At 66.2% G+C, this 13,017-nt stretch carries 14 protein-coding genes; 5 read left to right on the top strand and 9 right to left on the bottom strand.

The window, feature by feature from the left end; all coding sequences use genetic code 11:
* Window positions 1-7 precede the first annotated feature (7 nt).
* The 3 genes from AB7878_RS17805 to AB7878_RS17795 are packed head-to-tail and all read right to left on the bottom strand — an operon-like array spanning window position 8 to window position 2,562.
* Entirely contained in the window at window positions 8-760 is a 753-nt protein-coding gene (locus tag AB7878_RS17805) for an SDR family oxidoreductase (protein WP_369495636.1), read from the bottom strand.
* On the bottom strand, window positions 757-1,755 hold the full coding sequence (locus AB7878_RS17800) for an alpha/beta fold hydrolase (protein ID WP_369495635.1): 999 nt from the start codon (window positions 1,753-1,755) through the stop codon (window positions 757-759). Before AB7878_RS17800 ends, AB7878_RS17805 begins: the two co-directional genes overlap by 4 nt.
* Before the next feature lie 57 nt (window positions 1,756-1,812).
* Window positions 1,813-2,562, bottom strand: coding sequence for an SDR family oxidoreductase (locus tag AB7878_RS17795; protein ID WP_369495634.1), 750 nt, complete (start codon window positions 2,560-2,562; stop codon window positions 1,813-1,815).
* A 117-nt stretch (window positions 2,563-2,679) separates the two neighbouring features.
* Between AB7878_RS17795 and AB7878_RS17790 the strand changes: the two genes are divergently transcribed.
* The 3 genes from AB7878_RS17790 (at window position 2,680) to AB7878_RS17780 (ending at window position 5,316) form a co-directional block, all read left to right on the top strand.
* Window positions 2,680-3,594, top strand: coding sequence for a LysR family transcriptional regulator (locus tag AB7878_RS17790; RefSeq protein WP_369495633.1), 915 nt, complete (start codon window positions 2,680-2,682; stop codon window positions 3,592-3,594).
* A gap of 120 nt (window positions 3,595-3,714) precedes the next feature.
* Window positions 3,715-4,647, top strand: a complete 933-nt coding sequence (locus AB7878_RS17785) for an AraC family transcriptional regulator (RefSeq protein WP_369495632.1) — start codon at window positions 3,715-3,717, stop codon at window positions 4,645-4,647.
* Between the two features lie 234 nt (window positions 4,648-4,881).
* Entirely contained in the window at window positions 4,882-5,316 is a 435-nt protein-coding gene (locus tag AB7878_RS17780; protein WP_369495631.1) for an OsmC family protein, read from the top strand.
* 63 nt (window positions 5,317-5,379) lie between these two features.
* Here the strand turns inward: AB7878_RS17780 and AB7878_RS17775 are convergent, their stop codons facing one another.
* From AB7878_RS17775 to AB7878_RS17760, 4 genes are all read right to left on the bottom strand, one after another.
* The gene (locus AB7878_RS17775; protein ID WP_369495630.1) at window positions 5,380-6,102 is read right to left on the bottom strand and encodes an SDR family oxidoreductase; all 723 of its coding nucleotides are present in this window, start codon (window positions 6,100-6,102) and stop codon (window positions 5,380-5,382) included.
* Between the two features lie 330 nt (window positions 6,103-6,432).
* On the bottom strand, window positions 6,433-7,356 hold the full coding sequence (locus AB7878_RS17770) for a helix-turn-helix transcriptional regulator (protein WP_369495629.1): 924 nt from the start codon (window positions 7,354-7,356) through the stop codon (window positions 6,433-6,435).
* Between the two features lie 73 nt (window positions 7,357-7,429).
* Complete coding sequence (locus AB7878_RS17765; RefSeq protein ID WP_369495628.1) at window positions 7,430-7,753, bottom strand: DUF2384 domain-containing protein; 324 nt, start codon at window positions 7,751-7,753, stop codon at window positions 7,430-7,432.
* A gap of 27 nt (window positions 7,754-7,780) precedes the next feature.
* Complete coding sequence (locus tag AB7878_RS17760) at window positions 7,781-8,230, bottom strand: hypothetical protein (RefSeq protein ID WP_369495627.1); 450 nt, start codon at window positions 8,228-8,230, stop codon at window positions 7,781-7,783.
* Between the two features lie 369 nt (window positions 8,231-8,599).
* Between AB7878_RS17760 and AB7878_RS17755 the strand changes: the two genes are divergently transcribed.
* Together AB7878_RS17755 and AB7878_RS17750 are read left to right on the top strand one after the other, a co-directional pair.
* Window positions 8,600-9,037, top strand: coding sequence for a carboxymuconolactone decarboxylase family protein (locus AB7878_RS17755; RefSeq protein WP_369495626.1), 438 nt, complete (start codon window positions 8,600-8,602; stop codon window positions 9,035-9,037).
* A gap of 30 nt (window positions 9,038-9,067) precedes the next feature.
* Window positions 9,068-9,529 (top strand): cupin domain-containing protein, encoded by a 462-nt coding sequence (locus AB7878_RS17750; protein ID WP_369495625.1) that lies wholly within the window; start codon window positions 9,068-9,070, stop codon window positions 9,527-9,529.
* 67 nt (window positions 9,530-9,596) lie between these two features.
* On the opposite strand, the gene aceE is transcribed toward AB7878_RS17750, so the two are convergent.
* Both aceE and wrbA read right to left on the bottom strand, forming a co-directional pair.
* Complete coding sequence (gene aceE / locus AB7878_RS17745) at window positions 9,597-12,287, bottom strand: pyruvate dehydrogenase (acetyl-transferring), homodimeric type (protein ID WP_369495624.1); 2,691 nt, start codon at window positions 12,285-12,287, stop codon at window positions 9,597-9,599.
* Window positions 12,288-12,296: 9 nt separating this feature from the next.
* Window positions 12,297-12,896, bottom strand: coding sequence for an NAD(P)H:quinone oxidoreductase (gene wrbA / locus AB7878_RS17740; RefSeq protein ID WP_369495623.1), 600 nt, complete (start codon window positions 12,894-12,896; stop codon window positions 12,297-12,299).
* Window positions 12,897-13,017: the final 121 nt, after the last annotated feature.

Below are 13,017 nucleotides of genomic sequence, written 5' to 3'. Positions count from 1 at the left end.
ACATGCGTCATACCTGCCCCGCTCCACCGTCCACGGCCAGCTCGATCCCAGTGACGAAGGACGCCTCCCCCGAGGCAAGGAACAGCACTGCCTTGGCGATCTCTTCCGGCAGGCCCATGCGTCCCATCGGCACGGTGGCCACCAGTTGGCGCCTCAGTCCGTCGAGGTTGTCCGCGCCGCCTGCCAAGCCGCTCAACCCGGGCGTGTCGATCGGGCCCGGACTGATCACGTTGACGCGGATGCCACGATCCTTCAGCTCGGCGGTCCAACTGCGCGCCAGCGAGCGCACGGCGGCCTTGCTGGCAGCGTAGATGCTGAAGGATTCAGCGCCCTGGTTGGCGACGATGGATCCGGTCAGGACGATGGAACTACCGCGACCCATCAGTGGCAGGGCCTGCTGCACGGCGAACACCACTCCCTTCACGTTGATATCGAAGGTGGTGTCAACATGCGCCTCGCTCAACCCACCCAGCGCGCCGAATTCGTAAAAACCGGCATTGGCGTAGAGCACGTCGAGGCGGCCATGGTCGCGGCCGATGCGTTCATAGACGGCGCGGATGTCGTCGAGCCGGCCAGCATCGGCGCACAGGCCGGTCGCCTGTGGTCCCAGCGAGGCCACGGAAGCATCGAGCTCGGCCTGGCGGCGCCCGGTGATGTAGACGATGGCGCCTGCGTCGACAAAGGCGCGCGCGGTGGCCAGCCCGATGCCGGCGCTGCCGCCGGTGACCAGGGCCACCTTGTTCTGGAGTCGCGTGTTCATGCCTGTTTCCGGGAAAGTGGCGTCCGCTCCGGGTGGGCGGGCGCGATTCGAAGGGACCGCTGCACCGGCGATACCTGGTCGATGAACCGGGTGATCGCCGGAATGGTCTGCTCGGGGGCCTCTTCCATCAGCCAGTGGCCGGCGCCCTTGACGATGACGCCCTGCACCCGGGTGTCGATCAGAGTGGCCTGCGTGATCAGGAACGAGCCGGAAGCCTTCTCGCCGCCCAGTACCAGCATCGGCATGGTCAGCGGAGTGCGCGCGAAGCGGGCAAAGGTCTCAGCATCCTGCGGAAAGGCGTGGAAATACTCGAAGCCGGCGCGCATACGCCCCGGGCGTGCGTACGAGGCGGCGTAGTAGCGACGGTCAGCTTCGGACACCGAATGCTCGGGGTTGGCGGCAAAATCGTTCCAGAAGTGTTCGAGATAGATCCGCTCGCGCCCCTGCACCAGCTTGAGCGGCGTCTCGCCGTAGAAGTTGAAATGCCATTTGTCGCGCAGCAGCCACACTTTCTGCCAGTCACCCACGCCCGGCAGGAAGGCGTCCATCAGGGTGACGCTCTGCACTTCGTCCGGGTACTGGGCAGCGTAGGCGTAGGCGACCATCAGGCCGATGTCATGGCCGACCAGGTTCACCTTGCGATAGCCGAGCTTGTGCACCAGCGCGTGGATGTCGCGTGCCATCGTGGCTTTGTCGTAACCGTCGGCAGGAATGCCCGAGTCGCCTTCGCCCGGCAGGTCGGGCGCGATGACCGTGCGGCCATCGCCCAGCCCGGCCATCAACGGACGCCACATGCGGCTGGTCTCGGTATAGCCGTGCAGCAGGATCACCGGCGTGCCGTCGCCGTGACCGGATTCGAGGTAGTGCAGCGTGACGCGTTCGGTGACGGCGTAGCGGCTCTGCACGACGGGCGCCGGAGCAGCCGGTGCGTTGAGCGCCAAGCTTGCCGTGGCTGCCAGCGCGAGCGATCGCGCGACTTGCTGAAAGGGCTTCATGGAAGATCTCCGCGGGTAAGCGCCCGGCGGCTTGGTCCGCCGCCGGGCATCGGGGTGTCAGAGCTGGCTCATGCCGCCGTCGATGACGATCTCGCTGCCGACGATGAACGCCGACTCCGGCGAGGCCAGGTGCAGCACGGTGGCGGCGATCTCCTCCGGCGTGCCGAAGCGGCCCAGCGGCACCTGCGCCTGGATCTGCGCGGCGGTGGCCTCGAGCGTCGTCTTGTCCATGCCCAGCTTGCCGTACAGCGGCGTGGCCACCGGCCCCGGGCTCACCACGTTGACGCGCACACCGCGCGGCAGCAGCTCGGCCGAGAGGGTCTTGGCCAGGGTGATCAGCGCGGCCTTGCTCGCGGCGTACACCGACGAGTTCGGCATGCCGATGTGCGCATTGATCGAACCGTTGATGACGATCGAGGCGCCGGCATTCAGCCGGGGCAGCAACGCCTGCAACTGGAAGTAGGCGCCCTTCACGTTGGTGTCGAAGCTCTGATCCCAGAGCACTTCGTCGACGTCGGCAAACGGGGCGAACCTGGCGCTGCCGGCATTGATGAACACCGCGTCGAGCTTGATCGACTGCGCAGCCAGATCGCTGGCCAGTTGCCGGGCCTGACCGACCGAGCCGGTATCACTGCGTAGGGCAAGGGCACTCGGCCCCAGCTCGGACAGCGCGCTCGACAAGGCGGCGGAGTCGCGGCCGGTGATCACCACGCGGGCGCCTTCGGCGGCGAAAGCCCTGGCCGCGGCCAGGCCGATGCCGCTGCTGCCGCCGGTGACAAGGATGGTTTTGTTGGCGAAACGGTTCATGGCAGTCTCCTCGATGGAATGACGTTCGGAAGGGGTTTTGAACGTGAGCACATGCTGCGCCGCCGTCCGCGGCATGCCGTACCATCGGATCGACGAACCCATTCGAAGAGGCCGCACATGTTGACCGAGGACGAACTGGCCCTGCTGGAGGCCATCCGCGAGACCGGCAGCCTGTCCCGCGCAGCCGTGCGGCTCGGGCGCGCGCCGTCCACCATTTCGCACGCCGCCCGCCAGCTGGAGGCGCGCTTCGACGCGCTGCTGTTCGACCGCCGGCGCTATCGCCTGCAACTCACCCCGGCCGGCCATCTGCTGGCACAGGAGGCCGCGCGATTGATGAATGACGTCGCGCGCCTTACCCGCCGGGTGAAACAGGTCGCCGGCGGCTGGGAGGATCGGCTGCATATCGTCACCGACGAGATACTGGAGTTCGACACCTTGCTGCCGGTGATCCGCGCGTTCGACAAGCTGGAGTCCGGGGTGAGCCTGCGCATCACCCATGAGGTGCTTGGCGGCACATGGGAGGCGCTGCGCGAAGGACGTGCCGACCTGGTGATCGGCGCGACCAATGAACCACCGGCCATCCCGCAATTGCGCTGGGCCGAGCTGGGGCGCATGGAATGGGTGTTCGCCGTATCACCGCGGCATCCGCTCGGGAAGGTGAGCGGGCCGCTGAGCCAGCAGGTCGTGAGCACGCACCGTTCGGTGGTGGTGGCCGACTCCTCGCGCGGCGCCGGGCGCGGCTACGGGGTGGTGGGCGGCCAGGCCACGCTCGCCGTGCCGACCATGCGCGCGAAGATCCTCGCCCAGTGCGACGGCCTCGGCATCGGCTGGTTGCCGCACCACCGGGTTTCGGCCCTGCTCAAGAGCGGCGCGCTGGTGGAAAAGGCCATGGCCGATCCCCGCGAGCCGAACGTGTTGTTCGCCGCCTGGCGCGGCGACCACGACGGCCGTGCACTGGCCTGGTGGCTGGAACAGATCCGCCAGCCGCGCCTGGCCAAACGGCTGATCGACGGTGTGCCGTTGCCAGCCTGAGGCGGCGCCACCGGTAGCTCGTTATGACAGGGCCTCAAGGCTGTTGAAGGCTGCCAGGCAACGTTCCTATAGTTGGCAACCCCTGCCAAGCGCCATCCTGGGCAGGGAAGGAGACGCGCCATGTACCGAGCTGCCTATGGTCCCCGTCTTGCTTCGTCTTTCTATCTGAAAGACCCGCCTACGCTTGTCACCCGGCTGACCGACAAGGTGCACATGGCGGCTACCGAGTTGTGGCACCTGAAGCCCGACTTCGGCTTTACTACGCCCATTGCCGGCGAATCGGCCTACCTGATCGGCCTGCAGTTGATGAACGTGGAGCGGCACGAACTGTGGCTGGATGGCCGCTCCGTTGCGGTGAAGCCGATTGCCGCCGGCACCACGCATATCTACGACCTGCGCAGCAACCCGGTTGCCTGGCTGCCCGAACCGTTTCATCCGCTGTTCTTCTATGTCCCGTGCAAGGCGCTCACGCAGCTGGCCGAGTCCCTTGGCATGCCGGCCGCGGCCGAACTGCAGCATCGACCGGGCGATTTCGTCGACGACCCCGTGATCAACCACCTTGGGCAATGCCTGCTGCCGGCCCTGCATGCCGAGCGACGCAACCAGCAATTGTTTGTAGACCACGTGCTGCTTGCCTTGCGTACCCATCTGCTTTCGCGTTGCACAGGCAACGCCCGCAAGCCGCCCGTCCCGTGTGGTGGCCTGGCGCCGTGGCAACAGCGAAACGCGATAGAGCTGATGCGCGAACACTTGCCCGAAGGTATCGCACTTGAGGAAGTGGCGCGGGCCTGTGCGCTTTCCACCAGCACCTTCATCCGCCTGTTCCACGCCAGTACGGGGGTGTCGCCGCACCAGTGGATGATCCAGCAGCGGATCGAGCGGGCCATCGAGCTCATGCGCGATGACCCGACCCGCTCCCTGGCTGATATCGCGTATGCCGCCGGCTTCGCCGACCAGAGCCATTTCACCCGCACTTTCAGCCGCAAGATGGGCATGACGCCAAGCATGTGGCGCAGCTCGCTGCAGACGCCGCGCAAACCCACACGCCACTGATCGGCACTCGGCAAACAGGCGCCCCATCCTCCGGATATTCCGGGTCGTCATCACTGCACAAGCGCGTGTCTGTCCCAGGCCGCCGTGGAAGCGCAGCGGGCGGTGACGCCCGTGCACCAGAAATGCCAAGCGGCAATCGTTTTGGTCAATCCGACAGGTGGGCTTCGGCCTAGCTTGCATGGCCAAGGGCCGGCGCGTGCCTGCCCTTCCCCACTACCGACACAAGGCCATGACATGAAGATCAAGCGAACCGGTTCCGCGATCTGGCAAGGCGGCTTTCCGGGCGGCAGCGGCAATATCTCCACCGAAAGTGGAGCGCTGCATGCCGTCCCCTACGGCGTTGCCAGCCGATTCGAAGGTCAACGCGGGAGCAATCCCGAGGAGCTCATCGCAGCGGCGCATGCCAGCTGCTTCGCGATGGCCTTTGCGCTCGTGCTGGGCGAAGGCCACTTCGTTCCGAAGCAACTGGCCGTATCGGCCGAGGTCACCCTGGAGCAGCAATCTGGCGAATTCAGCATCACGATGGTGCACCTGGTTGCGCGTGCCGACATCGACGGGATTGACGCGGCGACTTTCGCGCACCTGGCCAACGTGGCCAAGACCACGTGCCCGGTATCGAAACTGTTGCGGGCGCAGATCGATCTCGACGCATCCCTGGTGTCCGCATAGCTCCGCTGTGCGCGAGCGAGGAGGCCGCCTGGAGCGGCCCCTCATTGCCAATGGCATGTGGCGCTAGAACGGCAGCTTGCCGATCGAGGCGCCGCCATCGACATAGAGCGTCTGCCCGGTGATGAAGCCCGCTTCTTCCGACAGGAAGAACGCGATCGCTGCCGCAAGCTCCTCGGGCTTGCCGAACCGGTTCATGGGAACCGAGGAAAGATACCGCCTCTCCCCTTCGCTTCCAGGTGGATTGTTTTCGCGGAAAAGCACCGTTTCGGTCGGCCCCGGAGCCACTGCATTCACGGTGATGCCGGTACGGGCCAGTTCCAGTCCCCACGAACGGGTAAAGCTCACCATCGCGCTCTTGGCCGCCGCATAAGCGGTACGTTCGATCATGCCAAGTATCGTCAGGCTCGAAATGTTAACGATGCGCCCCCAGCCGCGTTCGCGCATGCCCGGCAGCATGGTCTGCACGGCCTGCACGGCCGGATGGAGATTCAGGGCCAGGGTGGCGTCCAGGTCATCGAGATCCACCTCGCCGATGCGCTGCGGTCGAACCAGCGCCACGTTGTTCACCACGCCATCGAACGCGTAACGGGAAGCCAGCTCGTGCAGCGTACTGGCCGTGGCATGGCGGTCGGCCAAGTCGAGCGCGACCAGTTCGCCGGGGAACCCGGTGTCCCCTCCTTTGCGTGCAATGCCGACGACGTGATGGCCCGCCTTGGCGAGCCGCTCCGACAACGCGCGGCCAATACCCTTGCTGGCGCCGGTAACGAGGAAAGTGCGGGAAGACATGACTGTGACTCCGGATGAAGCGCCAAGCGGCGTTGGCGCCGAAATGACAAGGGAACCCATGTCGCCGTGGGAAACGGTTCCGCCTACGGCGATGAACCCGAATCAGACGAACGTGGTGTGGGTGCGGTGGCAGCTTTCTTGGAACGTGGGCCGTCATCCTGTTCCCGCGGCCTGCGCCTGCCGTACCATCGTTTCGACGTATTCGTTCGAAAACCTCGAACATGCTTCCATTAGAGCTCACAAGCATGTGGTGCGGTGCGCGCACGTGGGGCACCCTGTTGCCGTTGCCTTGAAGCCCTGGTCGGCGAACCGTGGACGTTCGGGCGGCTCTCACCGCATGGGTGACCGCCTGCACGGAATGTTCTTTCGCCAGACACCGGGCGTCGTGCCCGTTTTGGCCATGAAAACCCTGGTGAAATGGCTCTGGTCGGCAAAGCCCGCTTGCCGGGCGATGGCCGCCAGTGGCTGATCCGACTCGCGCATCAACTGCATGGCCAGTTCGGTACGCAACAGCATCAGCCATTGGTGCGGCGTTGATCCCGTGCTCTGCCTGAATGCGTGCACGAAGGCGCTCGGAGACAGGCCGCAAGCCTGCGCCAGTGCAGCAAGCGCAATACCTTCGACCACGCTCGCGCGCATCACCTCTTTCGCGCGCCGCTCCTGCCATGGTGCAAGACCGCAGCGTCTTGGCGTGCGGGGGCGCAACCCGTCCGCGTAGTGGATGAGCAGGTGGCTGCGCATGGCAAGCAGCACGTGGTCCACAAAGAGAGCGTTGGTTTGCTGCTCGGCATGCAACGGCGGCAGCAGTGCCCGTCCCAACTGCTCGATCACCGGATCCATGGCTTGCATGCCCGGCTGATGACGCAAGTTGCCACTTGTCGTGCCAAGCTCGTCGCACAACTCCGTCAACGCTGCACGCGGGATGTAGAAGAGCAGCGCATGGAACGGATCGAGCATGTGGGCGACCGGGTTCCTCGCCAGGTCGAAGAAGTTCGTGCCGCCCGCGAGGACGGGCTGGTTCGCCACGGAACGCCCGTCGAGCCAGAGTTCCAGTTTTCTCAAGCCGTGCAGTTCCAGGCTGAGCAGGAACGCGTCTTCAGCCACCACCGGATCGGTGAAGCCGAAACCCGGCACTTCGTACCGCATCTCCGTGACGGCCAATCGCCATGGCTGGCCAGAGGACGACACCAGCGTCGGGGGCTGTCGCAGCCGAAAGGTCTCCCCCAGCCGGTCACCGTAGGCGCCGCGTTTCATCGCCAGCTCCGGATGTACAGATCCAGGTCCTGATCCACCGCGACCTCCACGGATTGGAGAACTTCATGCGCAGCTAGCCGCCCGGCCCATCAGTCGATGGCGCCCGGCTCAACCTCGGTACCGGCGCGCCATCCTCTCCCGTCAACCGGTCCCAGACGGTATCCACATCACCGTCGGCCAGCAGGTCATACGCCGATCGCCCCCCGAAGGCACGTTGATGCATGGACATCCAATGAGCGGCCCGGCCCCGCTCGCCGATGTTTTGCACCGCCAGCGAGGCCAGCGCGGGGATATGTTCCTCGAGCGCTGTGAACGCCTCGACGATGGCGGCCTCGCGCGCAGAGTTGAGTCGGACCAGTTCGACAGCGACGTTGCGGAAATACCGGATCGGATTCATTGGATGGATATCCTCTGTCGCACATGCTCAGCCACGATCACCGTGCCGAATCGACTGCAGGAAAGCGATGACGATGGGCGCCCTGCCCATTTCCACCAGTTGCTCGGCAGTGAAAAAACCGAGTTCCGCGATGCGCGTACGGCTATACCAGTCCATAACCCGCTCCGGCTCCCGTTCGATCTGCGCCGCCACGTGAAGCACGGCCTGGGCCGAGGGAATGACGCGCGTCAGCGTGGTATAGCCGGACTCGCCAAGCGGGGCGATCGGTTCGGCGCAAGGATCGTCGCGGGTATGCGTATCGAACAGCAAGGCAAGCAGCTCTGGCCGGGTCACCGGACGCATCTGTGAAGGAACCCCCATGATCGTGGCCTCCGGCTGACTACGACCAGACACTAATCCCCGCGGCGCAGCGTGACTTGTTGAATCTTGCGCCGGATTGCCGGTTTCCTGCGCGCCGACTTCGGGCCGATCGTCCATGTGGCTTCATCGCGCCACTCGGATGGAAACGGCGGCCGAGCCGATCGCCTGTACGTACTGCAGCAACGATCAATCAGGGACAGGAAGCTACAAGCCTGCCGCCTGGGCCTGCCTTAACTTGAATGCGTGGCCATTCGCTTGACCGCACCCGGGGCCGTCAGCGGATCCGGTCGTTGTCCGGCAACACGTTCCATGATTCCGAACGTGTACGCCGATTCCGCCGTACGACAACGTCGCAAGGGACGCGCAGGATGCTCGCCAGTACCTCCCCGGGCACATCGGTTCCGGCCGAGCATTTCATCCAGGAACACCGAACCCGGAGCACCGTGCCGTTGTTGCCCCCGTCCTGTCTCACTTCGGAGAATTCCCATGAACCAGCGTCTCGACTTCTACAAGGCCAGTCCCGAGGCCATCAAGGCCATGGTTGGCCTGGAGCAGCGCATCGCCAAGAGCAACCTGGAAAAACCGCTGGTGGAACTGGTGCGCCTGCGCGCTTCCCAGATCAACGGCTGCGCCTATTGCGTGGACACCCATGCCGCCGACGCCCGCAAGGCCGGCGAAGACGAGCGCCGCCTGGCCACATTGAGCGTGTGGCACGAGACCCCGTTCTTCACGGACCGCGAGCGTGCCGCGCTGGCCTGGGCCGAGTCGCTCACCCTGATCAGCCAGACCCATGCACCCGACGAGCTGTGGGAGCAGGTGCGCCCGCACTTCACCGATGCCGAGCTCGCCGACCTCACCCTGCTGGTGACCGCCATCAACGGCTGGAACCGCTTCGCCATCGCGTTCCGCAAGTTGCCGGCCTGATTGCACCCACCCGTTCAAGGAGCCACCGCCATGACCCGATCGCTGCGCCGCCTGTTCGCTTTCGTCGCCCCCGTCGCCCTAGTCGCCAGCGGTCCGCTGCTGGCGCACGAGCCCGCGGGCAAGGAATCACATCAGCTGTTGATGCAGCAAGCGCTGCCCGATGCACCCGGAAAGCACGTGGTGATGCTCACGGTGAACTACGCGCCGGGGGCGTCGTCGGACGCGCACCTCCACCCCGGTTCGGTGTTCGCCTACGTGCTGGATGGCGCGGTGGTGTCGCAGCTGGAGGGCCAGCCCGCCCGCACCTACCACAAGGGCGAGAGCTGGTACGAACCGCCGCGCACCCATCACCTGGTGTCGCGCAATGCCAGCGGTACGCAGCCGGCCACCCTGCTGGTGCTCGCGGTCGCCGGCGAGGGCGAACCGGTCAAGCTGCCGCTGCCGGACGCGAAAGCCACGGCCATGGCGCTCCCGCGCATTGCCGGCCATTGAGCCAGCCGGCCGTGCATACATCGTCGCCCCAGGGCACCCGCGAGGGTGCCTGGGGTTTTTCCCTGAATCAGCGTGTCACCGGGTCCGGCGTCTCCGGATCGAGTCCGTAGAGCGCCAGGGCCCGTGCGGGTTCCGTCGCCGGAAGCACGCCGTCGCGCGCCAGCGCATCGATGGCGGCGTGGGCGATCCAGCGGCGATCGACCTCGAAGAAGTCGCGCAGATGCTCGCGGGTGTCGCTGCGGCCATAGCCGTCGGTGCCCAACGCGGTGAAGCGGCGGCCCTCCGGCAGGAACGCGCGGATCTGCTCGACGCAGCCGCGCACGTAATCGGTCGCGGCGATCACCGGGCCGGCATGCGACTGCAGCAGTCCGGCGATGTAGGGCACGCGTGCGGGTTCGGCGGGATGCAGCCGGTTCCAGCGCTCCACCTCGAAGCCGTCGCGGCGCAGCTGGGTGAAGCTGGGGCAGGACCAGATATCCGCCACGATGCCGAAGTCGCGTTCGAGTAGCTCGGCCGCCGCCATCGCCTCGCGCAGGATGGTGCCGGAACCGAGCAGCTGCACGCGCCGACCGCCCTGCTCCCGGCCTCCCTCGTGCAGCAGGTACATGCCCTTGAGGATGCCGTCGACACAACCCTCCGGCATGTCCGGGTGCGCGTAGTTCTCGTTCATCACGGTGAGATAGAAGTACACGTCTTCCTGTTCGCCCATCATGCGGCGCACCCCGTCGTGCAGGATCACCGCGACCTCGTAGGCGAAGGTGGGGTCGTAGGCCATCACGCTGGAGATGGCGCCGGCCATGAGATGCGAATGGCCGTCCTCGTGCTGCAGGCCCTCGCCGTTGATGGTGGTCCGTCCGGCGGTGCCGCCGATCAGGAAGCCGCGTGCACGCATGTCCGCCGCCGCCCAGCACAGGTCGCCCACGCGCTGGAAGCCGAACATGGCGTAGTAGAAGAAGAACGGCAGCATGGCCACGTCGCTGACGCTGTAGCTGGTGGCGGCGGCGATCCAGGCGGCCATGCCGCCGGCTTCGGTGATGCCCTCCTGCAACACCTGGCCAGCCGAGTCCTCGCGGTAATACATCAGCTGGTCGGCGTCCTGCGGGCGGTATTTCTGCCCTTCGGGCGCGTAGATACCGACCTGCCGGAACATGCCCTCCATGCCGAAAGTGCGCGCCTCGTCGGCGATCACCGGCACGATGCGCGGGCCGATGGACTTGTCGCGCAACAGCAGGTTCACGCCACGCACCAGCGCCATGGTGGTGGAGATTTCGCGCTCGCCGCTACCCTTGAGGATGGGCTCGAAAAGCTCCAGGGGCGGCGCTTCCAGCATGGCTTGCGCGCGACGCCGGCGTCGCGGCAGGAACCCACCCAACGCCTGCCGGTGTTCGAGCAGGTAGCGAACTTCGGGAGAATTCGCACCGGGGTGGTAGTACGGCATCCCGGCCAATGCTTCGTCCGGCACGGGGATGCGAAAGCGATCGCGGAAATGGCGCACGTCCGCTTCGTCCAGTTTCTTCTTCTGGTGCGCCGGGTTCTGCGATTCGCCGGCCGCGCCGAGGCCGTAGCCCTTCACGGTCTTGGCGAGGATCACCGTGGGCATGCCCCGAGCATGCACCGCCGCATGGTAGGCGGCATAGACCTTGTGCGGATCGTGGCCGCCGCGATCCAGCGCGCCGATCTCCCCATCGGACATCGCAGCCACCAGTGCGGCGGTCTCCGGGTATTTGCCGAAGAAGTGTTCGCGCGTGTAGGCGCCGCCGAAGGCCTTGCAGGCCTGGTACTCGCCGTCGACGGTTTCCATCATCAACTGGCGCAGGCGTCCGGTGTCGTCGCGCGCCAGCAGCGGATCCCAGCGGCTTCCCCAGAGCACCTTGATGGCGTTCCAGCCCGCACCGCGGAACACGCCCTCCAGCTCCTGGATGATCTTGCCGTTGCCGCGCACCGGCCCGTCGAGCCGCTGCAGGTTGCAATTGACCACGAAGATCAGGTTGTCCAGCTTCTCGCGGCCGGCCAGCGAGAGTGCGCCCAGGCTTTCCGGCTCGTCGGTCTCGCCATCGCCCAGGAAGCACCAGACCTTGCGGTCGCTCGGTGCGACCAGCCCACGCGCTTCGAGGTACCGCCAGAAATGCGCCTGGTAGATCGCCTGGATCGGCCCCAGACCCATCGACACCGTGGCCACCTGCCAGTATTCCGGCATCAGCCAAGGATGAGGGTACGAGGACAGGCCCGCGCCTTTGCCGAGCACCTCCATGCGGAACAGATCGAGTTGCGCCTCGCTGAAGCGGCCTTCGAGAAAGGACCGCGCATAGAAGCCCGGGCTGGCGTGCCCCTGTGGCAGCACCAGGTCGCCCGGGTGGCCCGCACCCAGGGTGCGCCAGAAATGGTTGAAGCCAACCTCGTACAGCGTGGCCGATGAGGCGTAGGTGGCGAGATGGCCACCGAGGTCGCCCGGCTTGCGGTTGGCGCGCACCACCATGGCGGCGGCGTTCCAGCGCATGGCCGCACGGATGCGGCGTTCCATCCCGGCGTCGCCGGGCATCGACGCCTGGTGCTCGACCGGAATGGTGTTGATGTAGTCGGTGGTGGCGTTGAACGGCGGCGGCTCGCCGGTGTGCCGCGTGGAATCCGCGGCGCGGGCCAGCAGGTAGTGTGCACGCGGCGCACCGTCGTGGCGGATCACCGCACGGATCGAGTCGATCCACTCCTGGGTTTCGTCCGGGTCGGGATCGCCTGCCGCAAGCGGTTTCAGTATCGACATGGCCATGCCTCAACCGGCCAGCTTCGCGGCGGTGCGCGCCACCAGCTCGCCCTGGTGGCGGGCTCCGCTCAGCTCAATCGCGGTGGGTTGGCGCGAGCCGTCGCCGCCGGCCACGGTGGTCGCGCCATAGGGCGCGCCACCGACGATTTCGTCCAGCGTCATCTGTCCCGTGTGGCTGTACGGCAGGCCGACGATCACCATGCCGAAATGCAGCAGGTTGGTGATGATCGAGAACAACGTGGTTTCCTGCCCGCCGTGCTGGGTGGAGCTGCAACTGAAGGCTCCACCGACCTTGCCGTGCAGTGCGCCGCGCGCCCAGAGGCCGCCAGCCTGGTCGAGAAACGCCGCCATTTGCGATGCGATGCGACCGAAGCGCGTGCCCGTGCCGACGATGATGGCGTCGTAGTCCGGCAGCGTGGCGATGTCGGCCAGCGCCGCCGCCTGGTCGAGCTTGAAGCGCGCCTTCCGTGCGACCTCCGGCGGCACGGTTTCCGGCACGCGGCGGATATCCACCGTGGCGCCTGTCGAGCGCGCGCCTTCGGCGATGGCATTCGCCATCGCTTCGATGTGCCCGTAGGTCGAGTAGTACAACACCAGTACCTTGGCCATGTCGTTCTCAATCCGCGAGTGATGGGAAAGGCCATCCCTGGCTGGGGAGAAAGCCACCGGGAGCGGGTAGCCCGGTCCTTGCGGCCATGCCGCCACGTCGGCACAGCGCGGGATCAGCGTA

This window comes from Rhodanobacter humi, assembly GCF_041107455.1.
Taxonomy (GTDB): domain Bacteria; phylum Pseudomonadota; class Gammaproteobacteria; order Xanthomonadales; family Rhodanobacteraceae; genus Rhodanobacter_A.
Note: the sequence above shows the minus strand (reverse complement) of the source record. Positions and strands in the feature narration are given on the sequence as shown.

What these genes read in the sequence shown, in the direction of transcription:
- AB7878_RS17765 (WP_369495628.1), bottom strand. Translation starts at nt 7,753, where the DNA reads ATGAATCCGATCCGGTATTTCCGCAACGTCGCTGTCGAACTGGTCCGA.
- AB7878_RS17795 (WP_369495634.1), bottom strand. Translation starts at nt 2,562, where the DNA reads ATGAACCGTTTCGCCAACAAAACCATCCTTGTCACCGGCGGCAGCAGC.
- AB7878_RS17785 (WP_369495632.1), top strand. Translation starts at nt 3,715, where the DNA reads ATGTACCGAGCTGCCTATGGTCCCCGTCTTGCTTCGTCTTTCTATCTG.
- AB7878_RS17775 (WP_369495630.1), bottom strand. Translation starts at nt 6,102, where the DNA reads ATGTCTTCCCGCACTTTCCTCGTTACCGGCGCCAGCAAGGGTATTGGC.
- AB7878_RS17760 (WP_369495627.1), bottom strand. Translation starts at nt 8,230, where the DNA reads ATGGACGATCGGCCCGAAGTCGGCGCGCAGGAAACCGGCAATCCGGCG.
- AB7878_RS17790 (WP_369495633.1), top strand. Translation starts at nt 2,680, where the DNA reads ATGTTGACCGAGGACGAACTGGCCCTGCTGGAGGCCATCCGCGAGACC.
- AB7878_RS17770 (WP_369495629.1), bottom strand. Translation starts at nt 7,356, where the DNA reads ATGAAACGCGGCGCCTACGGTGACCGGCTGGGGGAGACCTTTCGGCTG.
- wrbA (WP_369495623.1), bottom strand. Translation starts at nt 12,896, where the DNA reads ATGGCCAAGGTACTGGTGTTGTACTACTCGACCTACGGGCACATCGAA.
- AB7878_RS17805 (WP_369495636.1), bottom strand. Translation starts at nt 760, where the DNA reads ATGAACACGCGACTCCAGAACAAGGTGGCCCTGGTCACCGGCGGCAGC.
- AB7878_RS17780 (WP_369495631.1), top strand. Translation starts at nt 4,882, where the DNA reads ATGAAGATCAAGCGAACCGGTTCCGCGATCTGGCAAGGCGGCTTTCCG.
- aceE (WP_369495624.1), bottom strand. Translation starts at nt 12,287, where the DNA reads ATGTCGATACTGAAACCGCTTGCGGCAGGCGATCCCGACCCGGACGAA.
- AB7878_RS17800 (WP_369495635.1), bottom strand. Translation starts at nt 1,755, where the DNA reads ATGAAGCCCTTTCAGCAAGTCGCGCGATCGCTCGCGCTGGCAGCCACG.
- AB7878_RS17750 (WP_369495625.1), top strand. Translation starts at nt 9,068, where the DNA reads ATGACCCGATCGCTGCGCCGCCTGTTCGCTTTCGTCGCCCCCGTCGCC.
- AB7878_RS17755 (WP_369495626.1), top strand. Translation starts at nt 8,600, where the DNA reads ATGAACCAGCGTCTCGACTTCTACAAGGCCAGTCCCGAGGCCATCAAG.